The organism is Halorubrum sp. AD140 (assembly GCF_034497445.1).
In the GTDB taxonomy this organism is placed as follows: domain Archaea; phylum Halobacteriota; class Halobacteria; order Halobacteriales; family Haloferacaceae; genus Halorubrum.
This window is the reverse complement of the sequence record NZ_JAXRUU010000001.1, coordinates 46,438-72,415: the sequence shown is the minus strand read 5'-3', so window position 1 is coordinate 72,415 and position 25,978 is coordinate 46,438. Positions and strand designations below refer to the sequence as shown.

The 25,978-nt window shown below is 70.2% G+C and carries 23 protein-coding genes and 1 tRNA gene; 15 read left to right on the top strand and 9 right to left on the bottom strand.

All coding sequences use genetic code 11. From position 1 onward, the window contains the following. Window positions 1-8: 8 nt before the first annotated feature. Both U4E84_RS00380 and truA read left to right on the top strand, forming a co-directional pair. Complete coding sequence (locus U4E84_RS00380) at window positions 9-461, top strand: universal stress protein (protein ID WP_322530105.1); 453 nt, start codon at window positions 9-11, stop codon at window positions 459-461. After that, window positions 458-1,444 (top strand): tRNA pseudouridine(38-40) synthase TruA, encoded by a 987-nt coding sequence (gene truA / locus U4E84_RS00375; protein WP_322530104.1) that lies wholly within the window; start codon window positions 458-460, stop codon window positions 1,442-1,444. The genes U4E84_RS00380 and truA overlap by 4 nt, the downstream gene beginning before the upstream one ends. Here the strand turns inward: truA and U4E84_RS00370 are convergent. After that, a complete protein-coding gene (locus U4E84_RS00370) occupies window positions 1,441-1,974 on the bottom strand; it encodes an Rrf2 family transcriptional regulator (protein WP_322530103.1) in 534 nt (177 codons plus the stop codon). The genes truA and U4E84_RS00370 overlap by 4 nt on opposite strands. Before the next feature lie 416 nt (window positions 1,975-2,390). Between U4E84_RS00370 and nadE the strand changes: the two genes are divergently transcribed. After that, window positions 2,391-3,284: an NAD(+) synthase gene (gene nadE, locus U4E84_RS00365; RefSeq protein ID WP_322530102.1), complete on the top strand. Its 894-nt coding sequence runs from the start codon at window positions 2,391-2,393 to the stop codon at window positions 3,282-3,284. 30 nt (window positions 3,285-3,314) lie between these two features. On the opposite strand, the gene U4E84_RS00360 is transcribed toward nadE, so the two are convergent. Next, the gene (locus U4E84_RS00360; protein WP_322530101.1) at window positions 3,315-4,787 is read right to left on the bottom strand and encodes a M28 family metallopeptidase; all 1,473 of its coding nucleotides are present in this window, start codon (window positions 4,785-4,787) and stop codon (window positions 3,315-3,317) included. A gap of 91 nt (window positions 4,788-4,878) precedes the next feature. Here U4E84_RS00360 and U4E84_RS00355 point away from each other — a divergent pair. Then, window positions 4,879-4,949: transfer RNA gene (locus U4E84_RS00355), tRNA-Gly, on the top strand. 56 nt (window positions 4,950-5,005) lie between these two features. Here the strand turns inward: U4E84_RS00355 and U4E84_RS00350 are convergent. Next, window positions 5,006-6,154: a KaiC domain-containing protein gene (locus tag U4E84_RS00350; RefSeq protein ID WP_322530100.1), complete on the bottom strand. Its 1,149-nt coding sequence runs from the start codon at window positions 6,152-6,154 to the stop codon at window positions 5,006-5,008. A gap of 120 nt (window positions 6,155-6,274) precedes the next feature. Here U4E84_RS00350 and U4E84_RS00345 point away from each other — a divergent pair, with 120 nt between their 5' ends. Together U4E84_RS00345 and U4E84_RS00340 are read left to right on the top strand one after the other, a co-directional pair. Beyond that, window positions 6,275-7,102, top strand: coding sequence for an NAD(+)/NADH kinase (locus U4E84_RS00345; protein ID WP_322530099.1), 828 nt, complete (start codon window positions 6,275-6,277; stop codon window positions 7,100-7,102). 92 nt (window positions 7,103-7,194) lie between these two features. Further along, the gene (locus tag U4E84_RS00340; protein ID WP_322530098.1) at window positions 7,195-7,872 is read left to right on the top strand and encodes a VTT domain-containing protein; all 678 of its coding nucleotides are present in this window, start codon (window positions 7,195-7,197) and stop codon (window positions 7,870-7,872) included. Between the two features lie 343 nt (window positions 7,873-8,215). Here the strand turns inward: U4E84_RS00340 and U4E84_RS00335 are convergent, their stop codons facing one another. From U4E84_RS00335 to aspS, 3 genes are all read right to left on the bottom strand, one after another. Next, window positions 8,216-8,959, bottom strand: a complete 744-nt coding sequence (locus tag U4E84_RS00335) for a DUF4382 domain-containing protein (RefSeq protein WP_322530097.1) — start codon at window positions 8,957-8,959, stop codon at window positions 8,216-8,218. A gap of 1 nt (window position 8,960) precedes the next feature. Continuing rightward, window positions 8,961-9,251 carry a hypothetical protein gene (locus U4E84_RS00330; protein WP_322530096.1) on the bottom strand — a complete coding sequence of 97 codons (291 nt, stop codon included), beginning with the start codon at window positions 9,249-9,251 and terminating at the stop codon, window positions 8,961-8,963. Between the two features lie 290 nt (window positions 9,252-9,541). Beyond that, complete coding sequence (gene aspS, locus U4E84_RS00325; protein WP_322530095.1) at window positions 9,542-10,846, bottom strand: aspartate--tRNA(Asn) ligase; 1,305 nt, start codon at window positions 10,844-10,846, stop codon at window positions 9,542-9,544. 553 nt (window positions 10,847-11,399) lie between these two features. Here aspS and U4E84_RS00320 point away from each other — a divergent pair. Continuing rightward, window positions 11,400-11,732, top strand: coding sequence for a hypothetical protein (locus U4E84_RS00320; protein WP_322530172.1), 333 nt, complete (start codon window positions 11,400-11,402; stop codon window positions 11,730-11,732). A gap of 12 nt (window positions 11,733-11,744) precedes the next feature. On the opposite strand, the gene larC is transcribed toward U4E84_RS00320, so the two are convergent. Next, a complete protein-coding gene (larC, locus tag U4E84_RS00315; protein WP_322530094.1) occupies window positions 11,745-13,139 on the bottom strand; it encodes a nickel pincer cofactor biosynthesis protein LarC in 1,395 nt (464 codons plus the stop codon). 239 nt (window positions 13,140-13,378) lie between these two features. Between larC and U4E84_RS00310 the strand changes: the two genes are divergently transcribed. The 4 genes from U4E84_RS00310 (at window position 13,379) to U4E84_RS00295 (ending at window position 16,950) form a co-directional block, all read left to right on the top strand. Then, complete coding sequence (locus U4E84_RS00310; protein WP_322530093.1) at window positions 13,379-15,601, top strand: CDC48 family AAA ATPase; 2,223 nt, start codon at window positions 13,379-13,381, stop codon at window positions 15,599-15,601. A 144-nt stretch (window positions 15,602-15,745) separates the two neighbouring features. Next, window positions 15,746-15,997: a hypothetical protein gene (locus U4E84_RS00305; RefSeq protein ID WP_322530092.1), complete on the top strand. Its 252-nt coding sequence runs from the start codon at window positions 15,746-15,748 to the stop codon at window positions 15,995-15,997. 66 nt (window positions 15,998-16,063) lie between these two features. Next, window positions 16,064-16,597 carry a DUF5815 family protein gene (locus tag U4E84_RS00300; RefSeq protein WP_322530091.1) on the top strand — a complete coding sequence of 178 codons (534 nt, stop codon included), beginning with the start codon at window positions 16,064-16,066 and terminating at the stop codon, window positions 16,595-16,597. A 137-nt stretch (window positions 16,598-16,734) separates the two neighbouring features. Continuing rightward, complete coding sequence (locus U4E84_RS00295) at window positions 16,735-16,950, top strand: hypothetical protein (RefSeq protein WP_322530090.1); 216 nt, start codon at window positions 16,735-16,737, stop codon at window positions 16,948-16,950. A 29-nt stretch (window positions 16,951-16,979) separates the two neighbouring features. Here the strand turns inward: U4E84_RS00295 and U4E84_RS00290 are convergent, their stop codons facing one another. Then, the gene (locus tag U4E84_RS00290; protein ID WP_322530089.1) at window positions 16,980-18,017 is read right to left on the bottom strand and encodes a S66 peptidase family protein; all 1,038 of its coding nucleotides are present in this window, start codon (window positions 18,015-18,017) and stop codon (window positions 16,980-16,982) included. Between the two features lie 158 nt (window positions 18,018-18,175). On the opposite strand from U4E84_RS00290, the gene carB reads away from it, so the two are divergent. Continuing rightward, window positions 18,176-21,406 carry a carbamoyl-phosphate synthase large subunit gene (gene carB / locus U4E84_RS00285; protein WP_322530088.1) on the top strand — a complete coding sequence of 1,077 codons (3,231 nt, stop codon included), beginning with the start codon at window positions 18,176-18,178 and terminating at the stop codon, window positions 21,404-21,406. A gap of 104 nt (window positions 21,407-21,510) precedes the next feature. Here carB and U4E84_RS00280 read toward each other — a convergent pair whose 3' ends face one another. Beyond that, on the bottom strand, window positions 21,511-22,083 hold the full coding sequence (locus U4E84_RS00280; RefSeq protein WP_322530087.1) for a nitrous oxide reductase accessory protein NosL: 573 nt from the start codon (window positions 22,081-22,083) through the stop codon (window positions 21,511-21,513). 105 nt (window positions 22,084-22,188) lie between these two features. On the opposite strand from U4E84_RS00280, the gene U4E84_RS00275 reads away from it, so the two are divergent. The 3 genes from U4E84_RS00275 to U4E84_RS00265 are packed head-to-tail and all read left to right on the top strand — an operon-like array spanning window position 22,189 to window position 25,972. Continuing rightward, window positions 22,189-24,333 (top strand): NosD domain-containing protein, encoded by a 2,145-nt coding sequence (locus U4E84_RS00275; protein ID WP_322530086.1) that lies wholly within the window; start codon window positions 22,189-22,191, stop codon window positions 24,331-24,333. After that, complete coding sequence (locus U4E84_RS00270) at window positions 24,330-25,100, top strand: ABC transporter ATP-binding protein (protein ID WP_322530085.1); 771 nt, start codon at window positions 24,330-24,332, stop codon at window positions 25,098-25,100. The genes U4E84_RS00275 and U4E84_RS00270 overlap by 4 nt, the downstream gene beginning before the upstream one ends. Next, a complete protein-coding gene (locus tag U4E84_RS00265; RefSeq protein WP_322530084.1) occupies window positions 25,100-25,972 on the top strand; it encodes an ABC transporter permease subunit in 873 nt (290 codons plus the stop codon). Before U4E84_RS00270 ends, U4E84_RS00265 begins: the two co-directional genes overlap by 1 nt. Window positions 25,973-25,978 lie beyond the last annotated feature (6 nt).

Here is a 25,978-nt window from a genome sequence, read left to right as displayed (position 1 = left end):
TGTCGCGTATGTACGACGACATCCTCCTGCCCGTCGCACCCGGCGGAGAGGCGAACGACGCGATTCCACACGCGGCCAGTCTCGCGGAGCGATACGACGCGACCGTCCACGTCGTGAGCGCGGTCGACACGATCACGCGGACGCTGCGCGGCCCCCAGGCCGGCGCGCTCGCGGAGCGCGTCGAGTCCGCGGCGGAAGCGCGCGTCGAGACGGTCACCGCGGAGCTGGAAGCGGCCGGCGTCGACGTCGTCGGCGACATCCGTCAGGGTCCTCCCGTCGACGTCATCGAGAACGCGATCGCGGACGCCGGCGCCGACATCGTCCTGATGCCGAGCCACACCCGCACGGGCATCCGCCGGGTCCTCCTCGGAAGCGTCACGGAAAAGGTTGTCAGGGTCTCTCCGGTCCCCGTCGTCACCGTGCCGATGGCGAACCGCGAGTCGGAGTCGGACGGGGCGTGACCGCCGACGCGACGCGACGCGCGTTCCGGGTTGCGTACGACGGCCGCGAGTTCGCCGGCTTCCAGCGGCAGCCGCACGCGACGACGGTCGAGGGGACCCTGCTCCGGGCGCTCGCGGAACACGGGATCCTCGATCGGGGCGACGGACCGACGCACGCGACGCCCCCCGGGTACGCCGCCGCGGGCCGGACCGACGCCGGGGTCTCCGCGGTCGCCCAGACCGTGGCCTTCCAGGCTCCCGCGTGGCTCACGCCGCGGGCGTTCAACGGTCACCTCCCCGGGTCGATCCGGGTGTGGGCGGCCGCCGACGTGACCGAGGGATTCCACGCGACCCACGACGCGGTCCGACGGACGTACCGCTACCACCTCTACGCGCCTCGGACCGGTGGCGACCCGACAGGTGGGAGCGACCGGCCGGCGCGGGGGGACGCCGACCGCGCCGCCGATCCGTCCCACGTCGTGGACGACGGCCTGGTTCGCGAGGCGCTGTCTCGCCTCTCGGGCGAGCACGACTTCCACAACCTGACGAGCGACGCGACGGGAACGGTCCGGGACCTGACCGCCGCTGCGACCCGCGACGGCGACCTCCTCGTGATCGAGGTGTCCGCGGACGGGTTCCCTCGCGCGCTGGTCCGTCGGCTCGTCGCGGCGGTCCGGGCGGTCGGAGCGGGGACGACGTCGCCGGCCCGGATCGACCGGCTGCTCGCGCCGGAGCCGGTGTCCGGAGCGCTCGGCGTCGGTCCCGCACCGCCAGAGCCGCTGGTGCTGTGGGACGTGACGTACGACGGCGTCTCCTTCGACGTCGACGCGGAGGCCGCGGACAGCGCTCGCGTCGCGTTCGGCGAGCGGTACCGGACTGCCCGACACGTCGCCGCCGCGACGGGAGCGATTCGAGACCGAATCGTCGCGCGAGCCGGCGACGTCGACCTCGACGGGGAGGCGGACTCCGAGGGCGGCGGCCTCGACGGGGAGGCGGACCCTTAGGTCGCCGCGTCGACCGCCGGCGTCTCCATTCCGTCGATCCGCAACACGAGCGTGTTGCCGTCGAGGCCCGCGGCGTCGACGAGACCGGAGAGCCTGAGCCCCGCCCCCGGCGTCGGGCCGACGGTCACGCGGTCGCCGACCTCGACGGAGTCGACCGGCCCGCGAATCACCAGCTTCGCCCGACAGAGCTCGGGGTGCGCGACGCTCGATAGGTCGATCTCCTCGACGTTCGCTCCCTCTACCGGCACGCCGTCGACCGCGATGGGCGTGCTCGCCGCGCCGTCCATCCGCTCGACTCCGAGGGCGTCGTAGGCGTCGTCGGTGGGGAGGTAGCCGCCGGCGGGACCCGCGACGCCTTCGACCAGCCGGAGGTCTCGGAGGCTCTGCATCCGGTTCCGAACCGTTCCGGCGTTCCGATCGATCGTCTCGGCGATCTCGCTCCCCGACACCGGCCGGTCGGTGTTCTCAGCGAGGTTCACGAGAGCGGTGAGCACGCGTTTCTGACTCGACGTGAGCCGTATCGTCGACATGGCCGAACGGAGGTGCGTGGTATGGATAAACGTTGGGTTCTACGCGCCTTATATTCTCTATATAGTTGTATTTACCCAGATTTAGTCACAAACGTGGTCTATTCATCTCAGAAAATAAAGAAAGCTATCATGGCCTAAGTGGAGAGTGGATCTATTGAAATAACTCTACTATATTCGTTATTTTGTCTGTTTACCGGCAGTGATCTCTCAGAAACTCCTCATACACCGTGAAAAACACAGAATACCTTATACAATTTCCACCGTGAGTATTTATCCGTGCGTTTGGAAGCGGCGAGTGAACATGAACCGTCGAACCGGCGGTCGACAGCAGACGCGTGGCCGCCGTACCGTGGCAGCGGAGCGTATCGCGCGGCGAGAGCGCGGAGCGACGACCCGAGAGAACGGAGGGCTGGCCGATGCGTGACCCCGAGACGTCCGCGTTCGAGGATGACTCGCTGGACGGACGTCCCGTCGACCGCGACATCGCTCCCTGCGACCCGAGCGCCGAGCGCGAGCGGGTCCGATCGTTCGTCGAGTCGACCGTCGCGGCCGCGAGCGCAGACGGGGTCGTGGTCAACATGAGCGGCGGACTGGACTCCACGGTGACGGCGACGCTCGCCGTCGAGGCGCTCGGGGCCGAGCGCGTGTACGGCCTGATACTCCCGTGTAACAAGGTCGGCGCACGCCACGCTCGCGACGCGGAGGCGCTCGCGGACGCGCTCGAGATCGATCACGACACGGTGCACCTCCACCCGCTGTTCGCGCAGCTCGGCGCGGTCGCGCCGGACCGCTTCGATCTCCACGACGAGCCGATCCTGTCCGGCAACGCGGTCGCGCGGCTCCGGATGACGCTCGCGTACCTCGCCGCCAACGCGACGGACCGGCTCGTCTGCGGCACCGCCAACCGGAGCGAGCTGCTGCTCGGCTACGTCACGAAACACGGCGACGGGGGCGCGGACATGCACCCGATCGGCCACCTGTACAAGACCGAGGTCCGCGCGCTCGCGGCCGAGCTCGACGTCCCGGAGTTCGTCGTCGAAAAGCCGCCGACCGCGGGGTTCCTTCCGGGCCAGCGGGACGCCGACGACCTCGGCGCCCCCTACGAGGTGATCGACCCCGTGCTCCGACTCGGCGTCGACCGCGGACTCGACGCGGCGGCGATCGCGAAGCGACTGTCGGGGGACTCGGGCGAGTCGGGAGATGCGGGCGTCGACGTCGACGAAGAGACGGTTGCCGGCCTGCTCGCGCGACACCGGGCGGCGGCCCACAAGCGCACGACGCCGGCGATGCCGACGGGTCGCGGACGGTAGACGGTCGGGACGGACCCCCTCCCGCGAGCGCTACTCCCAGCCGCGAGGCCAGAGGTCGGCCGCTCGCATGCCCGTCTCGAAGTCGGCGTCGCGGAACGCGCCGATCAGCTCCTCGCGGTCGAGCCGCGGCACCTCCCGGTCGGGAGACGCGAACTCGGCGACGAGCAGGGCCGTCAGCATCGCGTGCTCCCGGACGTTGCGGTCGTCGACCTTGTCCCGCGTGTCCGCGTGCGTGTGTCCCCACCCGCGTCCGCGGTCGCCGGAGTCGCTGTGGAGCTGAAGCGCCGGCACTCCCCGCCGGACGAACGGCCACTGGTCTGAGAACGGGTGCGGCTCCGGCTCCACCGCGATGGGGTGGCGGGTGGCCGTCGACACCGCGCCCGCGACCGACTCCGCCGCCGAGGAGGCGTGCGTGAGCGCGACGAGGTCGCGGAACCGACCGGCGCCGTCCACGTTGATCACGCCCCGCACGCGGTCCAGGTCGAGCCGTTCGGCCAGGTGTTCCGCGCCCAGCAGCCCAACCTCCTCCGCGCCGACGGCGACCACGTCGACGCCGATCGGGAGGTCGACCTCCGTGAGGATGCCCGCCGCGGTCGCGACGGTCGCGATCCCGCAGCCGTTGTCGAGCGCGCCCTCCGCGATGTCGTGGCCGTCGTAGTGGGCCGTGAGCAGGAGCCGCTCGTCGGTGTCCGGACCGACGCGACCGACCACGTTCCGGCTCTCTCCCGGCTCGGTCGTCGCCTCGACCGCGATCTCCGCCTCGGGAGCGGCCGCCGCCGCGAACGAGTCGTCCGTCGCGCCCGCGCCGGTCCCGCCGCCGGCGTACTCCCGGAGCCACGCGCCGGTCTCCCTCGACACGCCGACGGCGACCGCGTCGGCCTCGTCGCCGAACGTCAGCGAGCCGGTCGGCGGGAGCTGGCCGTCGAGGTGGTTGACGAAGACGAACCCGACCGCGCCGGCGTCTATCGCGTAGCCGAACTTCTCCATCCGGTGTACGAACCGTCCGCCCGGCTGCGTCGTCGTCGAGGCGACGGCGATCTGCCCCTCGACGTCGCGCTCGTCGATCTCCGCCGGCGTGCCGTACCCGACGTCGACGAGCCTGCCCGCGACCGAGCCCGCGGGCGAGTACGGCAGCGCGATCGCCTCGAACTCGCGGGTCGCCGTCTCCCCCTCCCGGGTCGTCTTCTCGCCCTCCCGGGTCGGGACTCGGACCCGAAGCTCCGCGCTTCCGCGCTCCCACGCGTCCAGTTCGAACGGCTCGGTGTCGACGTCGGAGAGGCCGGCGCGCTCGAACGCCTCCGCGACGACCCCCGCCGCCCGGCGCTCCCCGTCGCTGCCGGCCATGCGGCTCCCGATCGCGGTGAGGTCGGTGAGGAAGCGCCACGGCTCGCGGTCGATCCACGCTCGGCCGAGCGCCGGGGCGAGCGCGTCGCGTCGCTCGCGGACGCGCTCGACGGCCTCGCGCTCGACGGCTGCGTCGGTTCCGGCCGGCTGCGAGTGCATGTCACAGACTGCTCCGGGAGCGTGTTAAGCGTGTGGCTCCCGGCACCGGAAACGCTACGTTGAAGTGGGGCGGTCGGGTAGTTCGGACCGAGCACCGTTGGTCCAGTGGTAGGACATTAGCTTCCCAAGCTAATAGCCCGGGTTCAATTCCCGGACGGTGCATTTCTCGAACGGAGTGGTCCCGACCGCGACACCGGTGGAGGACTCTGGGAGAGCGCTCAGAAGATGTTCGCCTGCCCGTACACCGAGATGCCGGTGTCGGTGATCTCGTAGGGCTTCGTCTCCCGGGAGTGGTTCGCGTCGCGGATCTTCTGGATCTCGACGGCGAGCCGCGTCTCTCGGAAGTCGGAGCCGCGGACGTACTGGAGCACGAACACCGCGTCGGTGAGATACTCGACGATCCCGTGGCGGGACGCGTAGGGGTTCTCCTCGCTGGCCTCGGAGGTGAGCAGCGTCGTCACGCCCGCGCTCTTCAGCGACCGGGTGAACCCGAACACCTCCGAGCGCCGCTTCGCCGGGTGGTCGTACATCATCTCCAAGAGGGAGACCGAGTCGAGCACCAGCCGGTCGGCGTCGAACTCGGCGATGAGCCGGGTGAGGTCGTTCCGGATCGACGCCAGCGAGTTCGCCATCTCGATCGGGTCGACGTCGACCACGGCGAGCCGGTCCGCGTCGGCGTGCTCGCGGAACGACCACCCCTTCTCCTCGGCGGTCGCGAAGATCGAGTCGCTGGTCTGTTCGAGCGTGATGTACACGCCCTTCCCACCCGACTCGAGCGCCTCGTTGAGGAACTGCAGCGCGAACGTCGTCTTTCCGGTTCCGGCCCCCCCGATGACGGAGAGGAGGGAGCTCCGCGGGACCCCGCCGAGGATCATCTCGTCGAGCCCCGCGATCCCGACGTTCGTGCGCTCGATCGACGAGTCGAGCTCGTCCGGGTCGACGTCGAAATCGGTCGTCTCACCGCCCCCTCGGTCCTCTCCGACGAACTCGCCGAACCCGAAGTCGTCGGATCCTCTCGGGGCGCTGTTCCGGTACCCGCCGAACGGGTCGTCGTCGCCGAACGACCCGCCGCCGAAGGGGTCACCGCCACCCCCTCCCGAACCGCCGAACGGGTCGCCGCCACCCCCTCCCGAACCGCCGAAGGGATCACCGTCTCCCCCGCCGCCGAACGGACCTCCCGCGTCCTCGTCCCCCCCGGAGGGTTCGGGGTCGCCGACGTGATCCTCGCCGAAGTCGCCGTCGACGAAGCGGTCATCGTCGGCGGCCTCGCTGTCCTCGCCGTCTGCGGCCTCTCCGTCGGCCGAGCGGTCGGACTCATCGTCGAGGTCGCGCAGCGCGCGCTCGAACCAGTCGTCCTCCTCGCTCATCGTTCCAGTCGGCCGGGGACGGTCGACATGTCTCGGGCAACGCGGTCGGGCGGCTTGAAACTTTCCGGACCCGGGTCCGGAGTCCGCACCCTTTTGTCCGGCGGCGAGCATCTGCTTCTCATGGAGGTGGGAATCGTGGCACGGAAGGGGAGCGAGCGCGCGGCGAGCCTCGCGTCGGACCTGCGGGACGCGATCGCCGACGCCGGCGAGTCGGTCTGGCTCGACGCGGAGACGGCGACCGCGCTCGGCGAGGGCGACCGCGGGCGATCGGTCGACGCGCTCACCGACTGCGACCTCGCGGTCGCGATCGGCGGCGACGGGACGTTCCTCTTCGTCGCGCGCAACGCCGGCGACACGCCGATCGTCGGCGTCAACCTCGGCGAGGTCGGGTTCCTCAACGCCGTCCCGCCCGCGAGGGCCGAGGAAACCGTCCTCGCCGAGGTCGAGGCGTTCGGCCGCGGCGAGATGAACGTCCGCGAGGTGCCGCGGCTCGCCGCCACCGCGGACGACTGGACCTCAGTGCCGGCGGCGAACGAGGTCGTCGTTCAGGGCGACCGCCGCGGTCCCGGCGCCGGGATCGACTACGAGGTGCGCGTCGACGGGAGCGTGTACTCGGCGGGACACGCGGACGGCGTCCTCGTGGCGACCCCGACCGGATCGACGGCGTACAACCTTTCCGAACGCGGTCCGCTGGTCGGACCGGGCGTGAGCGCCCTCGTCGTCAACGAGATGGTCGCCGCCGAGGGGATGCCGCCGCTGGTGGTCGACGACGACATGACCGTCACGGTGGCGGTCGAGGGCGCCGAGGAGGTCGTCGTCGTCAGCGACGGCCGGAACGCGACGACGCTGCAGGCGCCGGTCGAGGTGACCGTCGAACGGACGACGCCGCCGGTGCGGATCGCCGGGCCGCCGACCGACTTCTTCGAAGCGCTGGGGAAGCTCGCCTGACCGACCCCGTGTCCGACGCGACGGGCGCCGAGGAGTGAGGACACCGCCCGGTCGCCCACAAAGCGTTTATCTCCGGGGATGAACCCTCGACCGTGAACCGTCGGTCCGCGGTCGTCGGGTACGTCGTCGGCGGAGCCGCGCTCGCCGCGGTCGCGGCGGCCGCCTGGCTCGCGTCGCCGGACGCCGTGCTCGCGCCGCTCTCGGGGCTCGACGACGACCCGATCCGGTTCGGAGCCGCGCTGCTCGCGCTGACGGCCGTGAGACCCCTCCTCGCGTGGCCGACGACGCTGCTCGCCGTCGCGGTCGGGTTCGGCTACGGCTGGCCCGGCGTCCCGATCGGGGTCGCCCTGCTGGTGCTGACGGCGATTCTGCCGTACTGGTTCGCGCGCTCGGGGCGAGTCCGAGCCCGAGAGTCCTTCGAGGCCGCGGCTCGCCTCTGTGACGCCGGCGAGCGGCTGGCGAGCGCCACGAGCGGCCTCCGGGCGGTGACGGCCGCGCGGCTGCTCCCGCTTCCCTCCGACGTCGTCTCCGTCGGCGCCGGCGCGTCCGGGATCCGCTCCCGGCCGTTCCTCCTCGGAACCGCGGTCGGCGAGCTCCCGTGGGTGGTCCTCGGCGTCGCCGTCGGCGTCTCGTTGGACCGTCTCGCGGCCGGTGACCTCTCCGCGGCCGACCCCGCGACGCTGGTCGCGATGACCGCCGTCGGCGCCCTGCTGCTCGCAGGACCCGCGTATCGTGCGTTCGCCGGCGACCGCCGCGTGCCGGCGGCGTGAGCGACCGAACGACGCCCCGGCGACGCGGCACTCCGACGACGCGGCACTCCGACGACGCGGCACTCCGACGACGCGACACCCTGAGGGTGCGTCGTCGCGGCGTCAGTGTCGAACCGACCGTCCCGCCGCGGCGCTCCGGGGCGGGACGACCGAAAAGGGACCGTGTGCCTCTGTGAGACCGATCCGAGCGCTCATTCCCCCGGTCCCCGATTCCCGGGACCGCTCCCAGCCCTGACCCCGAAGCCGCGCACTCGCCGCCGGTCGGACGGGTCCGACAGACCGCGGGCGGCGGCTTCAACGGGGGACCGAAGGAGTCGCGCGAGCGGACGCGCGCCGCGGGCCGTTACTCCTCGCCGCCCTCGTCGTCCTCGCTCTCGTCGCCGCTGGACTCCTCGTAGGAGACCTCGATCCCGCTCGGAACCGGGCGCAGGAGGTACGAGCCGGTCCCGCGGCGCACCGGCGCGAAGTCGGCGGTGAAGCTGGTCTGGGTGTTCTCGCGGACCTCGAACTCCTCGTTGAACGTGAGCGGGGCGTTCCCCGGCAGGTCGATCTCGGCCTCGTCGCCGCCCTCCAGGGTGCCGTCGACGGCCGACACGTCGAGCTGGAGGAACCGGTAGGTGTTGACCTCGAGCTCGCGCTCGTCGATCAGCTGCGTCTCGCCGTCCTGGAGCTGGACGAGGTCGGCCTCCTGCGGCTCGTCGAACTCTTGGTACTCGCGGCCGGCGGGCTCGTCCTCTTCGTCGTCCTCCTCGCCGTCGTTGTCGTCTTCTTCGGCGTCGTCAGTTTCGTTTCCGCCGTCGTCGGTTTCGTTTCCGCCGTCGTCGGTTTCGTTCCCGCCGTCGTCCGTCTCGTTGCCGTCCGCACCGCTCTCGGCGCCCTCCGGCCCGAGCCAGATCCCCTCGATGGTGACGACGAGCGACTCGAAGTCGCCGATGTCGGCCGGCTGATCGGTCACCCGCGTCGCGAGCGTTCCGGTCGCCTTGCCGACGCAGCCGGCGAGCCCGGCCGCGCCGAGCGCGGCGGCGCCGGTCGCCTGCAGGTAGGTCCGCCGGTCGAGCGCGTCGAGGTCGGGCGTGTGGTCAGTCACGTTACGCGCCCTCCTCGTCGGTATCGCCACCGTCGGCGGCCTCGTCGCCGCCGGCGATCCCGCTCACGGTCTCACCGAGGTCGTCGACGCCGCCCGACAGGAAGTCGTTCACGCTACCCAGGATGTCGCCGACGAAGTCCGGAACCTGGTCCGGCAGGTCGCTCGGCGGCCCCACGTCGCCCGCGGCGTCGTCCGGACCGGGGGTCGCCGCGACGGCGCCGGCGGCCGCGCCGGTCCCGATCAGTACCACCGCGGCGAGCGCCGCGATCAGCGTCGTTCGGATTGCGTTCATAGCGACTCCCGCTCGGAGCCCGACGCCCTTTAATGGCACACGCCGTTCAGCCGAGTTTCGCCCGGTTAAACCCGGTTTAACCGAACGCAGACCGCTCGACGGTGCAGTTCCGGAATACTGGACGACAGATATAAACGAACGCGTCGGACGGTCGCGGTCGACGTCGCGAGCGCGCACCGGAATTGGACGCGACGGCGAGACGGGTCGGACGCGACGGCGAGACGGGTCGGACGCGATTGCGGATCGGGTCGAAACCGGTTCGCCGCGCGCGACGGGTCCGGTCGATCCGGTCAGGGCTCCAGCCGGTTCGGGTCGCGCGGGAACATGATCGCCTCCTTGATGTTGTCCAGACCGGCGACCTTCTGGACGAGCCGGTCGATCCCGAGCCCGTAGCCGCCGTGGGGCGGGGTCCCGAAGCTCAGCGCCTCGATGTAGAACTCGAAGTTGGCCGTCTCGACGCCCTCCTCCTCCATGACCTCGACCATGCGGTCGACGTCGTGCTCGCGCTGGCCGCCGGAGGAGAGCTCCTGGCCCTTGTAGATGAGGTCGAACTTGCGCGAGGCTATCTCGTCGCCCTCGACGTCCTGCATGTAGTAGAACTTCTCGTCGGGGTAGCCGACGACGAAGAACGCGGGGTGGCCCTGCTCCTCGAAGTGCTCGCCGAGCAGCTTCTCGCCCTTCGTGTCGAGGTCGGTCGGGTCGTCCGGGAAGTGACCGAACTCCGTCTCCAGGATGTCCAGCGCCTCGTCGAAGGTGATCCGCGGGAAGTCGTCTTCGGGCACGTCGAGGTCGACGTCGAGCAGGTCCAGCTCGCGCTCGGCGTTCTCGGCGACCGCGCGCAGCGCGTGCCGGAGCGACTCCTCCTGGACGTCCATCACGTCGTCGTGATCCTCGATGTACGCGAGCTCGACGTCGAACATCGAGATCTCGGAGACGTGCCGGGAGGTGGCGAAGTCCTCGGCGCGGAACGCGGTGCCCGTCTCGTAGACGGCCTCGTAGCCGGAGGCCATCAGCATCTGTTTGTACAGCTGCGGGCTCTGCGAGAGGAACGCGTCCTTGTTGTAGTAGAGGATCGGGAACAGCTCGGCGCCGCCCTCGGCGCCGCCCTTCGAGATGAGCGGGGTCTTGATGTCGACGAATCCCTCGTCGTCGAACCACTCCTCCATCGCCGTCATCAGCTTCGAGCGCAGGGTGAACACGGCGAGCGTCTCCGGCTTTCGGAGGTCGAGCGCCCGGTTGTCGAGCCGGGTCGAGAGGTCGACCTCGATGTCCTTGGAGATCTCCAGCGGGAGCGGGGAGTCCGCCTCGTCGATGACCTCGTACTCGGTCGGCGCGATCTCGACGCCGCCCGGCGCCTGACCGCTCTCCAGCGGCTCGCCGACCACCCGGACCACGTCCTCGGCGCCGACGTCCTGGACGGCCTCGAACAGCTCCGGCTCGCGCTCCTCCTTGAAGACGACCTGGATGAGGCCCTCGCGGTCGCGCACGATGAGGAAGACGAGGCCTCCCAGGTCGCGGATCTCGTGGACGTGGCCGGCGATGGCGACCTCGTCCGCGTCCGGTTCGACGTCCGACGTGTGGATTCGCTCGATCATGACGGTGACTGCGTTAGGTGCACCTGTTCGGGCGTCGGCCATAGGCCTGTCGTCTCGCCGTCGACGGAACCCGTCGCGCGCGCCGGTCTCGACGCGGATTCTCGGCGGTCGCCCGGTCGGGAGCGGTCCCGGACCGCGGTGCGTGACAGCGGTTCGCACGCTCGCCACAGATTTAATACCCATCCACCGAACGTGACGGTAACGGCGCACTCGCGCCGCCGGAGTTCACGTATGACCCGCCTCCGTTCCGCCGTCTCGACGTCCGCCGCCCCGAATAGCGGCGGGCTCCGCGGCTGGACCGGCTACGGGACTCCGGGTACACGGTCCGTCCGGCCGGCCGCGTAACGCGCGTCGGCTGGGGAGGGTTCCCCCGCGGGACGGACCGCATCCTGTCCTCTCCAGCCGTCGCCGTCTCTCTCGCGGAACCGTGCGCACGCGACCGTTCCCCCTCGCGAGCGCCGATGTCGCCTCTCGCCGCCCGCTCTCCGCGGGCGTCGAGGGCGGGATCCGGCGCTCGGGGCCGCACCGCGTTCGACTCGCGGCGAGGGGGCTCATGGCAGCAGCCATCCACACGCGAACGGTGGAAGCGACGGTGACCGTTCGGGTCTCGCAGGCGGCCGCCGGCGACCTCGCCGCGGGCGCCCGCCGACAGCTGGAGCGGGTCGACGGCGTCGCCGTCGACGAGCTGTCGATCGTCGGCCTCCGGCCCGGACTCAACGACACGACGGTGGAGGCGGTCGCGACCCTCTCCGTCGACGGCGAGCGACCGGTCGCGGACCCCGACCGACACCCGGACGCGGCGGCTCCCGGCGGCGTCGCCGACCGGGTCGCGGAGCGACTGGCGGACGGGTTCGGCGTGGAGCCCGAGCGCGTCGAACGGGCGTGATCCGCGGCCCGGCTACTCGCCGATCGACTCGCGAACCCGCGCCTCTGCCCGCCGGAGCACGTCTCGGATCGGGAGCCCCGTGGCCTCGCTGACCGCGGCCGCCTCGTCGTACTCGGCGCTCACGTCGTAGACGTCGCCGTCGGCGGTCGAGGCCACCTTCACCGACACCTCGTGTTCGTCCCCGTCGACCGCGATCGTCGCCGTCTCGAAGGCGCGCTCGGCGATCCACCGGTGGTTCGCGCCCGACTGTCGGACGCCGAGCGTCCCCGTCTCGCGGGCGAGCCGCTCCGCGACCGCCTCGGCGTCGGCCGGCTTGCAGATGGCCTTCACGAGGTGTCCCGGCCGCGACTTCTTCATCGTCGTCGGGACGACCGTCACGTCGCGTGCGCCGGCGCGCGAGAGCGTCTCTTGGAGCCCGCCGAGCACCTCCGGGGACGCGTCGTCGAGGTTCGTCTCCAAGACCGCGATGTCGTCCCAGACGAGTCCGTCGCCTGGCTCGGTCGCGTCGTCTGCGACGCCTTCACCGCCGTCGCCGACGAGCGCGCGGAGGACGTTCGGGCGGTCCGGAAACGTCGCGTCGCCCGCGCCGTAGCCGGAGGCGTCGACGTCGAGGGCGGGCAGCCGGTCGACGCCCTCGGCGACAGCGGCGAGGATCGCGGCCCCGGTCGGCGTGAGCAGTTCGCGATCGACGGGGCCGCCGACCACCGAGAAGTCGGCGCCGGCGACGATCTCGGTCGTCGCCGGCGCGGGAACCGGGTAGACGCCGTGGCTCATCTCGACGTCGCCGCCGCCGGTCGCGACCGGGGTGGTGACGATGCGGTCGGGATCGAGGTCGTCGAGGAGGAGCGCCGCCCCGACGACGTCGGCGATCGCGTCGTCGGCGCCGACCTCGTGGAAGTGCGTCCCCTCGAGGTCGGTGCCGTGGATCGACGCCTCGGCGCGACCGAGGCGCTCGAACGCGTCGAGCGCGACCGACTCGACGGGATCGGAGAGGTCCATCGACCGCACGAGCGCGACGACCTCGGGGTAGCTGCGGTGAACGCCCGCGCCCTCGGCGTGTTCGTGTTCGTGGTGGCCGTGTTCGTGTTCGTGGCCCTGATCGTGACTGTGGTCGTGGTCGTGTTCGTGGCCCTGATCGTGACTGTGGTCGTGGCCGTGCGCGTGACTCCGATCGCTTTTGGTCGCTGGCTCGGCGTTGTCCCCCCCACCGTCCCCCGACTCCCTGAGGAGCACGTCCACGGTCGTCGCTCGGATCCCGTTTTTCGTCGTCTCATCGACCTCGTATCGGACCGGCAGACGGTCGGTCACGGGCGCGAGGACGGCGGGATCGGCGCCAGTCGCGATCAGCGCGGCGCAGATCATGTCGCCGGCGGCGCCGGTTCGGCCGTCGAAGACGAGCGTTCGCATGGCAGACGGGAGGCGAGCCCGGGACATATACTCCCGGATCCAGCGGTCTCCACCACGCTCGGGTCGACGGCGAAAACGCACGCTTACGACGGGGTTTTAAGACCGGGAACCATATCGTGCTACATGATGACACAGTCTGCCGCGGCCGCCGATTCGTCCGAATCGACCGGCGGCGCCAACACGGGCAACAGGCTTATTCCCGAACCCGGTGGAGATACGGACAACCCCCGCGAGGAACCATGAACGAAGTCCAACTCGAAGTGGCGAAGGCGTACCCGAACGACTCGGGGCGCGGCATCGCCCGGCTCGACCCCGACACGCTGTTGCACCTCAAGCTCTCGCCCGGCGACATCATCGAGATCGAGGGCGCGAAGACGACCGCGGCGAAGGTCTGGCGCGCCGACCGCCAGGACTGGAACACCGACACGGTCCGCGTCGACGGGTTCACCCGACAGAACGCGGACGTGGGGATCGGCGAGCGCGTCACCATCCGCAAGGCGGAAGCGGAGAAGGCCGAAACGCTCGTCTTGGCCCCGCCGGAGGAGGCGTCGGTCCAGTTCGGCTCCGACGCCGCCGGCATGGTGAAACGCCAGATCCTCAAGCGGCCGGTCGTCGAGCGCGACATCGTCCCGGTGATGTCCTCGACGAACCACCCGTTCATGCGGTCGCCCGGGCAGGCGATCCCGCTGATCGCGGTCGAGACCGAGCCCGACGGCGTCTGTCTGATCACCGAGGACACCGAGGTCGAGCTCCGCGAGGAGCCGATCTCCGGGTTCGAGAAGACCGGCGGCGGGATCACTTACGAGGACATCGGCGGCCTCCAGAACGAGATCCAGCGCGTCCGGGAGATGGTCGAGCTGCCGATGAAACACCCGCAGATCTTCTCGAAGCTCGGGATCGAGCCGCCGCAGGGGGTCCTGCTCCACGGCCCGCCGGGCACGGGGAAGACCCTCCTCGCGAAGGCGGTCGCCAACGAGACGAGCGCGTCGTTCTTCTCGATCGCCGGCCCGGAGATCATCTCGAAGTACTACGGCGAGTCCGAACAGCAGCTCCGGGAGATCTTCGAGGACGCGAAAGAGGAGTCGCCCTCGATCATCTTCATCGACGAGCTCGACTCGATCGCGCCCAAGCGCGAGGACGTCACGGGCGAGGTCGAGCGCCGCGTCGTCGCGCAGCTGCTGACGATGATGGACGGTCTCGAGACGCGCGGGCAGGTGGTCGTCATCGGCGCGACCAACCGCGTCGACAGCGTCGACCCCGCGCTCCGCCGCCCGGGACGGTTCGACCGCGAGATCGAGATCGGCGTCCCCGACGAGGTCGGGCGCAAGGAGATCCTCCAGATCCACACCCGCGGGATGCCGCTCTCGGACGACGTCTCCCTCGATCACCTCGCGGACGAGACCCACGGGTTCGTCGGCGCCGACATCGAGAGCCTGACGAAGGAGGCCGCGATGAAGGCGCTCCGGCGCTACCTCCCCGAGATCGACTTAGACGACGAGGAGGTCCCGCCGAGCCTGATCGACCGGATGATCGTCAAGCGCGACGACTTCTCGGGCGCGCTCACGGAGGTGGAGCCGTCGGCGATGCGGGAGGTGCTCGTCGAGCTCCCGAAGATCTCGTGGGACGACGTCGGCGGGCTCGACGACGCCAAGGGGCAGGTCCAAGAGTCCGTGGAGTGGCCGCTCACCTCGCCGGAGAAGTTCGACCGGATGGGCGTCGACGCGCCGAAGGGCGTGCTGCTGTACGGGCCGCCCGGCACCGGGAAGACGCTGATGGCGAAGGCGGTCGCCAACGAGACGAACGCGAACTTCATCTCGGTCAGGGGGCCGCAGCTGCTCTCGAAGTGGGTCGGCGAGTCGGAGAAGGCGATCCGCCAGACCTTCCGGAAGGCCCGGCAGGTGAGCCCGACGATCATCTTCTTCGACGAGCTCGACAGCCTCGCGCCCTCGCGCGGGCAGGAGATGGGGAACAACGTCTCCGAGCGCGTCGTCAACCAGCTGCTCACCGAGCTCGACGGCCTCGAAGAGATGGGCGACGTGATGGTGATCGGCGCCACCAACCGGCCCGACATGATCGACCCCGCGCTGTTGCGCTCCGGGCGGTTCGACAGGCTCGTCATGATCGGCCAGCCCGACCAGGAGGGCCGCGAGCAGATCCTCGAGATCCACACCCAGAACACGCCGCTCGCGCCGGACGTGAGCCTCCGCGAGATCGCGGAGATCACCGACGGCTACGTCGGCTCCGACCTGGAGGGGATCGCCCGCGAGGCCGCCATCGAGGCGCTCCGCGACGACGACGACGCCGAGGAGGTCGAGATGAAGCACTTCCGGGCCGCGTTGGAGTCCGTCCGCCCCACGATCAACGACGACATCCTCGCGTACTACGAGGAGGTCGAACAGCAGTTCAAGGGCGGCAGCGGCAGCGCGATCCGCGACACCGGCGGCCGCATCGGATTCCAGTAGGCGACGGAACGCCCCCGTGAACCGTTCGTCGCCGTCGACTTCATCGCCGACCGGCCGCTGCTGACGCCGCCGACCGCCCGCTACCGATCTACCCTCCCGACCGTCGACCGCTTTTTGGTGTGGGGCACGTACTCACACCCGACCATGCCCGAAGACGTCACCGTTGACGTGGAGGTCGACGTAGAGGTCGACAGCGACGAACTGGAGATCGAACGCGACGACGCCGAGCTCGTCGAGGCGAGCTACGAGGCCGGCGGCGTCGAGATCCACATCGAGGCCGAAGTGGAGACGCACGGCGGAGACGACCACCGCGCGGCGAGCGACTCCGACTCGGAAGACGACGACCACGAGGGAGACGAGAGCGATCACGAGGGAGGGGAGAACGACGGCCAGTGACCGCCGAGCCGACCCGGGACCGTCTCGTTCCGCGTCTTTTAACCCCGACAGCGACCAAGCGGGGCCATGTCCCAGCCGCGCGTCCCGGGCGGTGACGAGAACACGCTGGAGCTGCCCTGCGGGCGGACGATGGCGGCCGGCGAGCTGGACCTCGGCATGCGCGAGTTCGAGTGCGACTGCGGCGAGACGCACGCGGTCGTGATGGACGTCCACCCGCCCGAGCGGTTCCTCCCCGACTTCCTCGTCGAGGTGCTGCGGGAGGCGATCGAGACCACCAGCGAGGAGATGCCGGAGTTCGACACGCCGCACCTGCTCGGCGTCGTGTTGGAGGAGTTCCCGGAGGCGGTCGTCGTCCACGACGCCAGCGAGAACGCGGACGTGGGCTACGCGATGGCGTGGGTGACCGACTTCGACTCTCGCCGCCTCCACGAGGTCGTCGTCGAGCTCGTCGTCGAGCTGATGGAACACGCCGTGAGCCACGCCGACGACGACGAGGCGCTCTCGGCGTTCGAGCGCGAGATGGTCGAGTTCGACGTGAGCGAGTTCGTCGAGCAGTACCGAGCCGAGCGCGACCTCGAGGCCGAGGACCCCTACGCCTGAGGATTGGTGGGCGGTGGATCGGGACGCCCGAATCCCTCCGAAACCCCGACGAACGTCCGTTTCAGCCCCCGTGTCAGACGATTGTCTGACTCTTGTCTCACTGAACCCTATATGTCCGGCACTCTTACGTAAGACGCATGAGCGCCGGCGAACACGGTCGATACGACCGGATCCGCAGCGTGCTCGCCGAGGCCGAAGAGCCGCTGACGGCGCGGGAGATCCTCGCGCTCGTCGAGGAGTGCGAGGGGCTCGACAGCCCGCACCGCGTCGCCACCGTGTTGGGGCGGTGGGCCGAGCGCGGCGAGGTCGAGGTCATCGCCGAGCGGCCGTACCGGTACCGGCTCGAGACCTGACCTGAGCGGTCCGTTCGGGCAACGAGCGGTCAGTCAGGGTCGAATCGGAGTGCCCCGTCCGTCGGATCGAGCGTCGCGACCGCGCCGAGCGGGAGCGGGAACGAGGGGTCGGTGTGGCCGAAGTCGTAGCCGAAGCCGGCGACGACGTTGGGAGCGTACCGTTCGAGCTCGCGGGCAATCGCACGCTCCAGCTCGGCGGGGTACTCGTCGGGGTCCGGGTCCCACTCCAGTGTCGGCGCGTTTGTCCGCGGGCGACCGACGAGCACGCCGTCGAACCGCTCCAACAGCCCGCGTTCGCCCATCGCGCGCAGCGTGTAGCCGACCTCGCGAGGCGGCGGCACGTCCTCCGACGTCTCCAGCGCGAGGACCGCCCCGTCCAACCGTTCGGGGTCCGGCAGGTATCGGTCCGCCTGGAGGTGCCACTTTACGATCCCGAAGGAGCCGCCCCACACTCGGCCGCGGACCGGTTCGTCGGGGTCGGCGTCGGGCCCGACCCACGTCGTGGGGCCGGAGTTCTCGCGCCACGCGCGCGGGTCGCCCGTCTCGAAGTCGAACCACTCGTCGGTCCACCGGTCGGCGGGCGAGACGGCGCCGAGCGACTCCTCGAACAGGGCGCGCCGGAGGTACCGCTCGGTGTAGGGGTGGAGATCGGCGTCGCAGACGAGGTCCGGGTGAACGCCGAGCCCGTAGCTGACGACCCCGCGGTTCCAGAGGAACAGCCGGAGGTTGTCGTTGTCGCTGTAGCCGAGGAAGCGGGTCGGGTTCGCCACCAAGGCGTCGCCGTCGAGGTGCCGCAGGATCCGGATCTGGTCGTCGCCGCCGGTGTACGCCATCACGGCGCCGACCTCGGGGTCGCGGAAGGCCTCCTCGACGTCGGCAGCGCGCGCCGCGGGCGACGCCGGTTCCTGGCGGTCGGGGTGCGCGGTCGGGAGGACTCGCGTCTCGACACCGAGCGCGGCGAGTCGCTCGCGGCCGATCCGGAGCGTCGCCTCGTCGGCCGGCCGCGAGGGCGCCGCGATTGCGAGCGCCTGACCGTCGCCGAGCGGCGGGGGTGTCGTGAACGCCACGCTAGCGGGCTGCGTCCGGCGTCAGGATAAATCGTCCGGGTGCATGTCACACCGTGTCGTACGGTATGTCTCGACGTATCTTGCGAAAATCGCAAAGCTGCTGCGAGATTCGTACTCTATCGCCGACCTTATTACGATGAGCGTACTTCGTCGCGACAATGAGCGAGGACCGGACCATTCTCCTGATCGGCAGCGGACCGATCCAGATCGGACAGGCGGCCGAGTTCGACTACTCCGGCGCACAGGCGTGTCGCGCCCTCCAGGAGGAGGGGGCCCGCGTCGTGCTGGTGAACTCCAACCCGGCGACGATCATGACCGACCCGGAGACCGCGGACCGGGTGTACATCGAACCGATCACGCCGGAGGCCATCGCGGAGGTCATCCGGATCGAGCAGCCCGACGGCGTCATCGCCGGGCTCGGCGGCCAGACCGGACTCAACGTGACGGCGGAGCTCGCCGAGGAGGGAATCTTGGAGGAGTACGACGTCGAGGTGATGGGAACGCCGCTCGACACCATCTACGCGACGGAGGACCGCGACCTGTTCCGCCAGCGGATGGAGGGCCTCGGCCAGCCGGTGCCCAAGTCCACCACCATATCGTTGGACGAGGGCGAGTCGGTGACGGACTTCGACGAGGAGGCGTTCCGCGAGCGCGTTCGGGACGCGGTCGACGCGGTCGGCGGCCTCCCCGTCATCGCCCGGACGACGTACACCCTCGGCGGCTCCGGATCCGGCGTCGTCGACGAGTTCGAGGAGCTCGTCGAGCGCGTCCGCAAGGGGCTCCGCCTCTCGCGGAACAGCGAGGTGCTGGTCACGGAGTCGATCGCGGGCTGGGTCGAGCTGGAGTACGAGGTGATGCGGGACGCCGACGACTCCTGTATCATCATCTGCAACATGGAGAACATCGACCCGATGGGGATCCACACCGGCGAGTCGACGGTCGTCACCCCCTCGCAGGTGATCCCCGACGACGGTCACCAGGAGATGCGCGACGCCGCGCTCGAAGTGATCCGCGACCTGGGCATCCAGGGCGGCTGTAACATCCAGTTCGCGTGGCACGACGACGGCACTCCGGGCGGCGAGTACCGCGTGGTGGAAGTGAACCCGCGCGTCTCCCGCTCCTCGGCACTCGCGTCGAAGGCGACCGGCTACCCGATCGCCCGCGTGACGGCGAAGGTCGCCTTGGGCAAGCGGCTCCACGAGATCGAAAACGAGATCACCGGCGAGACGACCGCCGCCTTCGAGCCCGCCATCGACTACGTGGTGACGAAGGTGCCGCGCTGGCCCATCGACAAGTTCGACGACGTGGACTTCGAGCTCGGCACCGCGATGAAGTCGACCGGCGAGGCGATGGCGATCGGCCGGACGTTCGAGGAGAGCATGGTGAAGGCGCTGCGCTCCTCGGAGTACGACCCCGCCGTCGACTTCGCCGAGGTCTCCGACGCGGAGCTGGAGACGGAGTACCTCGAACGCCCGAGCCCCGACCGCCCGTACGCGATGTTTGAGGCGTTCGACCGCGGCTACACCGTCGACGACGTGATCGAGCTGACCGACATCTACCGCTGGTACGTCGAGCGGTTCGAGAACATCGCCGAGGGGACCGCCGCGGCCGCCGAGGGCGACTTCACCGAGGCCGCGATGGTCGGCCGCACCGACGCCGAGATCGCCGCGACCGCGACCGCCGGCGGCGTCGAGGCGAACGTGAGCGAGGTCGAGACCACGGTGCCGGACCGGACGTACAAGCAGGTCGACACCTGCGCCGGCGAGTTCGAGGCGTCCACGCCGTACTACTACTCCGCGCGCCTGCCGGAGTTCATCCACGGCGCCGACACCGCGGGCGCGGCGAACGAGGTCCGCGTCGACCCCGACGTCGAGAGCGTCGTGGTCGTCGGCGGCGGTCCGATCCGCATCGGGCAGGGCGTCGAGTTCGACTACTGCGCGGTCCACGCGGTGCGCGCGCTCCGCGAGCTGGGAATCGACGCGCACGTCGTCAACAACAACCCCGAGACGGTGTCGACCGACTACGACACCTCGGACGGGCTCTTCTTCGAGCCCATCTCGGCCGAGGAAGTCGCCGACGTGATCGAGACGACCGGCGCCGACGGCGTGATGGTCCAGTTCGGCGGGCAGACCTCGGTGAACGTCGGCGAACCGCTTCAGGCGGAGATCGATCGCCGCGGGCTCGACTGTGAGGTCATGGGGACGAGCGTCGAGGCGATGGACTTGGCCGAGGACCGCGACCGCTTCAACGTCCTGATGGACGAGCTGGGGATCGCCCAGCCCGAGGGCGGAACGGCGACGAGCGAGGGCGAGGCGCTCGAACTCGCCCACGAGATCGGCTACCCCGTCCTCGTGCGTCCCTCGTACGTGCTCGGCGGCCGCGCGATGCGCGTCGTCGAGGACGACGCGGAACTGGAGGAGTACATCGAGGAGGCGGTCCGCGTCTCGCCCGACAAGCCCATCCTCGTCGACCAGTTCCTCGACGACGCGGTCGAACTGGACGTCGACGCCGTCGCGGACGGCGAGGACGTCCTGCTTGGCGGCGTGATGGAGCACGTCGAGAGCGCTGGGGTCCACTCGGGCGACTCCGCGTGCATGATCCCGCCGCGCTCGCTCGACGACGACACCCTCGCGCGGGTCCGTCAGGTCACCGAGGACATCGCCCGCGCGCTCGACACGGTCGGCCTGCTCAACGTCCAGCTCGCCGTGACCGGCGTCGGCGACGACGACGTCGACAGCGAGGTGTTCGTGTTAGAGGCGAACCCGCGCTCCTCGCGCACCGTTCCCTTCGTCTCGAAGGCGACGGGCGTCCCCATCGCGAAGCTCGCCGCGAAGGTGATGACCGACGACCTGACGCTCGCCGACCTCGACGTCGACGAGCAGATCCCCGAGCACCGCAGCGTGAAGGAGGTCGTCCTCCCGTTCGACCGCCTGCCGGGCTCCGACCCGCGCCTCGGCCCGGAGATGAAGTCGACGGGCGAGGTGATGGGCACGGCCCGCTCGTTCGGCAAGGCGTACGACAAGGCGCAGGACGCCACCGGCAAACCGATCCCGGAGTCCGGCACCGCCGTCGTCGACCTCTCGGCCGACGAGTTCCCGGACCCCGACACCGAGGCGGGCGAGGCGCTGGTCGCGGGGTACGCCGAGCACTTCGAGCTCTCGACGGCGACGGACCTCGTCGAGGCCGCCCGTCGGGGCGAACTCGACCTCATCGTCTCCCGGCAGCGCGAGCTGCTGGAGGTGGCCGTCGAAGAGGAGATCACCTACTTCTCGACGCACGCCTCCGCGACGGCGGCGCTCGAAGCGATCGAGCACGCCGGCGACGACATCGACGTGATGGCCGTCTCCGACCGGCCGAAGCGCGTCGCGACGTGGGGCGACGCGGAGTAAGCGGCCGGAGAGACAGAGGGGACGCGACCACGACGCGGTCCGTCGAGATCTCCGATCGATCCCGCGCGCTCTTTATCAGGGAACTAAGACACGCAGCCGTCCGTTTATAAAGCATCGAGCGTCGAGCGCTCGACGTCCTCGGCGTCCATCGCTTCGCCGCCGTACTCGTCGACGAACACGTCGACGTCGTCGCCGTCGCTGAAGGGGATTAGCTCCGGCCCCATGGCGCCGACGATATCGCTGCGAGCAACGACGGTGAGGGCCGTGATCCGCGCGAATGCGTCGCCCTCGACGTGTGAGGAGACCATGGTGTCGTCGCCCTCGGTGAACGTCTCGTAATCGACGGTCGAGTAGTCGGTGAGGAACGTCGCGTTCGCGTCTCGTCCCTCGTCTTCGGCGTCGAACAGGTACGTGTACGTGCAGGTGCTACTGCAGAACTGTCCGGGACGTCCTCCTTCCGGCTCGTCGTCCGCGAAGTGGATCTGCCCGACCGGCCCCGGGTGGTCCTCGATTATCATTCCGCACTCGTCGCAGGCGCGTCCGCCGTCGAGAGAGACGGGAGCGATCTCGTCGCCCTCGTCGCCGCCGAGACAGCCGGCAGCGGAGATGGTGATCCCCGCGCCGACGCCGGTGAGCAGCCGTCGCCGCGACATCGCCGACCGATCGGATGTGGGCATAGATACGACTTCTTTTCCTGCGTGCTTAGGCCCTCTGGACGCGTTCACCGGCGTGTTCGAGGAACGAACCAGATCGGCTTTACTGCCGGGAATCGTACCGTCACCGTGGCAGTTTTCGACCCGTACGGCGATCGGTCATCGCTCGCGCTCGCCGGTCTCGCCGCGCTCCTCGTCGTCGCGACGCTCGCGACCGCGGGCGCGTTCTTCGCCGACCCCGCGGACGCGACCCCCGAGCCCGTCCGCTACGACGACGCAGTCGAGCTCGGCCTCTCCGCCGAGACCGACGAGCAGATGAACCAGTCGACCACGGTGCCGCGAGTGCAGGTGTTTTACTCGCAGCTCCAGTACGTCGTCGGCTACAACGGGGTCGAGTCGTTCGTCGACCGGCTGAACGACGACCGGACCGAATCGCAGTTCGGATACCCGCTCGTCGCCTACGTCGAGACGTTCGACGGGACCGAGCCCGACACGACGGACTCGGGGCTGTTCCGAACAGCCCCCGGACGGGCGCCCGCGTGGACCCCGGCTGACGAGGCCGTCTACGTCGTCGACGGCGACGCTCGGACGTCGGCGGGCGAGACGGTCGTGCCCTTCGCGTCTCGGGACAACGCCGAGTCGTTCGCTGCCGACCACGGAGGCGTCGTCGTTGGGTGGGCGGAGGTCCGGTCCCGGTCGTTCGACGTCGACTCCGCGGCGACCGTGCGATCGATCGCCCCGGAACGGTGGGCCGAGGCGGATCGGCGGATCGCGGCCGCCGAACGCGATGCGGACCGGCCGGTATCGGTCGTCGTGGGTACAGACGAGCCGACCATCGGAGACGCGATCGAAGCCGCACCGCCCGACACGACTGTCGTCGTCCCGCCGGGGACCTACGAGGAGACGGTGACGGTGAACGAGTCGATCACGATCGCCGGCGACGACGCGCGGATCCGGGGCGACGGGAACGGGTCGGTCGTCACGGTCCGCGCGTCGGACGTCGCGCTCTCCGGACTGCGGATCGACGGGAGCGGGAACAGAACGCGCGACCCCGACGCGGCGCGCGTAGAGCCGGACGCGGACCGCGAAGCGTGGGACACCAACATCAGGCTCGGGTACGGCCACGGTGACGCGGGAGTTCGCGCGATCGACGCTCCCGGACTCTTCGTGGACGACGTCGCGATCGAAACCAACGCCAGCGGCGTCATGCTTCGCGAGGGCTCGGACTCGACGATTCGCGACCTCCGCGTCGACGGGAGCGAAGAGTGGCAGGACGGGTTCATGGGGGTCACCGGGATGCAGTCGCGGGTGACGGTCACGGACAGCTCGTTCTCCGGCGGTCGCGACGGTATCTACCTCCACCGCGCGGACGAATCGGTCGTTCGGAACTCCTCTTTCGAAGGAAACCGGTACGGGACCCACCTCATGTACACCGGCGACGCGCTGATCGCCGACAACGTGTTCCGCGACGAGCTGTTCGCCGGCGTCACGGTGATGACTCGTCCCTCGGGGAACGCGATCGTCGGCAACGACGTCAGGGGTTCGAGCGCGGGGATCCAGGCGTCCGGAACGCGGACGTACATCGGGTACAACACGCTGTCGGACAACGAGCTCGGCTTCTCGACCAGCTCTCGCGGCTCGCTGTACGAGCGCAACGTGGTCGCGGACAACGAACTGGGCGCCCGCGCGACGACGGTTGTCCCGTCGAGCCGAGTCATCGAGAACGACTTCGTCGGGAACGACGACCACGCCGCCGCGGGGGCCGGCGCACTCCGCGTCTGGGCCGACGGCGACCGCGGGAACTACTGGGAGGGTGCGAACGTCGGGGTTCACGAGCCGGGCGAACGAGCCTACCGGCCGACCTCGGCGGTCGACTCTGCGCTTCACCGCCAGATCGCCGCGGTCGCCGTCGCCGAGTCCCCCGCGGCGGCGCTCTTGGATCGGCTCCGCGGAACGGTTCCGGGTGCGCGGTCGGGGAGCATCACGGACCCGTCGCCGGCCGCGGAGCCGTACGCGTCAGATCGGGTCGCCGCCTTGGCCGACGCAGACGGCGCGGACGGGGATCCGATGCACGCGGATTGGCGGTCGGATGTCGAGCGCCTCGACGACGACCACCTCGCCAACACGACCAACACAAACACGACGACCATCACGACCATGGAACACACGACGAGCGAGACGGCGGAGAGAGAAGCCGTGGAACGCGCCGCAGATTCGTCGGCGGAGAGAGAGCCGTTCGCGCGGTCAGCCGACGAGGGGGACACCGGACAATGACCGACGAACCCCTCGCGGAGCTCTCCGACGTCACCCGAACCTACGGCGGCGTCACGGTGTTGGACGACGTATCGCTCGAGATATCGACCGGCGTCACCGCTGTCGTCGGCCCGAACGGATCGGGGAAGTCGACGCTGCTCGGGACCCTCGCGGGTCCGGTCGAGCCGACCGAAGGGACCGTCTGCCACGCGGTCGGCGAGGCGACCAAACCGATCGGTTACCTCCCGCAGCACGTCCCGTTCCGCGGCGGATTCACCGCCCGCGAGACGCTGGCATTCTACGCGCGGTTCGTTGAGGGCGATCCGGACGCCGCGCTCGACCGTGTCGGACTGGCCGACGCCGCTGACCGACGTGTCGAGGCGCTCTCCGGTGGGATGCGACGGTTGCTCGGGATCGCCCAGGCGCTCGTCGGCGACCCCCCGCTCGTCGTGCTCGACGAGCCGGCGAGCGGACTCGATCCGGAGATGCGCGAGCGGGCGTTCCGAACCGCGGTCGAGCAATCGACGGACGACACCGCCGTCGTCGTCAGTTCGCACGACCTCATGCTCGTCGACGAGTACGCGGACGAGATCGTCGTTCTTGATCGCGGTCGCGTCGCTGCTTCGGGGCCGCGAGACCGACTGCTCTCCGAACACGACGCGGCCGACGTGGACGGACTGTACCGTTCCGCGACTCGGAGCGACGCGGCGGACGGTGGCGACCGTGGAGACGACGGAGAGGACGACGAGGGAGCGAGTTCCGTCCACGTGACTGGGGTGTCGGAGTGATGTACGGTCGCATCGGAGGGGTTCGCAACGCCGTGTCCGGGATCGGAACCGTGTTCCGTCGCGAGATCGCGACGGTCTCCCGGACTCCCGGATACGGCGTGCTCGCTGTCGGACTGCTCCTCGCGCTCGGCGGACTGGTCGCCGTCGGCGGCGGAGGCGGGACCGGGTTCGTCCCGGCGGTCGTCGACCTGCTCCTGCCGACGGAGGTGTTGGTCCCGGCGGTCGCGGTCGTGCTCGGGTACCGCTCGCTGCTGTCCGACGCGGCGAGCGGGGAACTGGCCGTCATCCGGACCTATCCGGTGAGCGTCGGGAGCTACGTCGTCGGAGTGTTGCTGGCGCGGTTGGCGGCGCTGGTGGCGATCGTCGGGGTTCCCTTCGCGTTGGTCGGCGGGTACGTCTGGCTCACGGCCGCGCCGGACACGGGAATCTACGCGACGCACGCGGGCGTCGACTCGCCGCTTTTGTACGTCCGGTTCCTCGCCCTCGTCGTTCTGTTCGGCGCGGCGTACGTGTCGCTGGGGGCGGCCGTTTCCGCGCTCTCGTCGAGCCGGCGCAGCGCGATCGCGCTCGGCGTCCTCGCGCTTCTCGGCGGCGTGCTCGGCGGCGACCTCGCGCTCCTCGGGTCGCTCTCGGGCGGGACGCCCGCGTCGGCGATCCCCGACATGCTCGCGCTCACGCCGAACGGCGCGTTCCGCGGACTGGTGTTCGAACACGTGATCGGCGTCGCTTTCGCGCCGGAGGGAGGGTTCGTTTCGACGGGTCGAGCGGTCGCTTCGCTCGCGGGGTGGACTCTCGCCGGCGTCGTCGTCTCGGTCGCGACGCTCGCATACGGCCGCCTCGTCGACGTCGCTATCGAGCGGGTGAGGGCGTGAAGCCGG

Coding starts and splice junctions, on each gene's coding strand:
- U4E84_RS00380 (WP_322530105.1), top strand. CDS start 9: ATGTACGACGACATCCTCCTGCCCGTCGCACCCGGCGGAGAGGCGAAC.
- U4E84_RS00370 (WP_322530103.1), bottom strand. CDS start 1,974: ATGTCGACGATACGGCTCACGTCGAGTCAGAAACGCGTGCTCACCGCT.
- U4E84_RS00300 (WP_322530091.1), top strand. CDS start 16,064: ATGTCCCAGCCGCGCGTCCCGGGCGGTGACGAGAACACGCTGGAGCTG.
- U4E84_RS00345 (WP_322530099.1), top strand. CDS start 6,275: ATGGAGGTGGGAATCGTGGCACGGAAGGGGAGCGAGCGCGCGGCGAGC.
- U4E84_RS00360 (WP_322530101.1), bottom strand. CDS start 4,787: ATGCACTCGCAGCCGGCCGGAACCGACGCAGCCGTCGAGCGCGAGGCC.
- U4E84_RS00295 (WP_322530090.1), top strand. CDS start 16,735: ATGAGCGCCGGCGAACACGGTCGATACGACCGGATCCGCAGCGTGCTC.
- U4E84_RS00330 (WP_322530096.1), bottom strand. CDS start 9,251: ATGAACGCAATCCGAACGACGCTGATCGCGGCGCTCGCCGCGGTGGTA.
- U4E84_RS00305 (WP_322530092.1), top strand. CDS start 15,746: ATGCCCGAAGACGTCACCGTTGACGTGGAGGTCGACGTAGAGGTCGAC.
- U4E84_RS00280 (WP_322530087.1), bottom strand. CDS start 22,083: ATGCCCACATCCGATCGGTCGGCGATGTCGCGGCGACGGCTGCTCACC.
- U4E84_RS00265 (WP_322530084.1), top strand. CDS start 25,100: ATGTACGGTCGCATCGGAGGGGTTCGCAACGCCGTGTCCGGGATCGGA.
- U4E84_RS00310 (WP_322530093.1), top strand. CDS start 13,379: ATGAACGAAGTCCAACTCGAAGTGGCGAAGGCGTACCCGAACGACTCG.
- U4E84_RS00270 (WP_322530085.1), top strand. CDS start 24,330: ATGACCGACGAACCCCTCGCGGAGCTCTCCGACGTCACCCGAACCTAC.
- aspS (WP_322530095.1), bottom strand. CDS start 10,846: ATGATCGAGCGAATCCACACGTCGGACGTCGAACCGGACGCGGACGAG.
- U4E84_RS00350 (WP_322530100.1), bottom strand. CDS start 6,154: ATGAGCGAGGAGGACGACTGGTTCGAGCGCGCGCTGCGCGACCTCGAC.
- U4E84_RS00320 (WP_322530172.1), top strand. CDS start 11,400: ATGGCAGCAGCCATCCACACGCGAACGGTGGAAGCGACGGTGACCGTT.
- carB (WP_322530088.1), top strand. CDS start 18,176: ATGAGCGAGGACCGGACCATTCTCCTGATCGGCAGCGGACCGATCCAG.
- nadE (WP_322530102.1), top strand. CDS start 2,391: ATGCGTGACCCCGAGACGTCCGCGTTCGAGGATGACTCGCTGGACGGA.
- larC (WP_322530094.1), bottom strand. CDS start 13,139: ATGCGAACGCTCGTCTTCGACGGCCGAACCGGCGCCGCCGGCGACATG.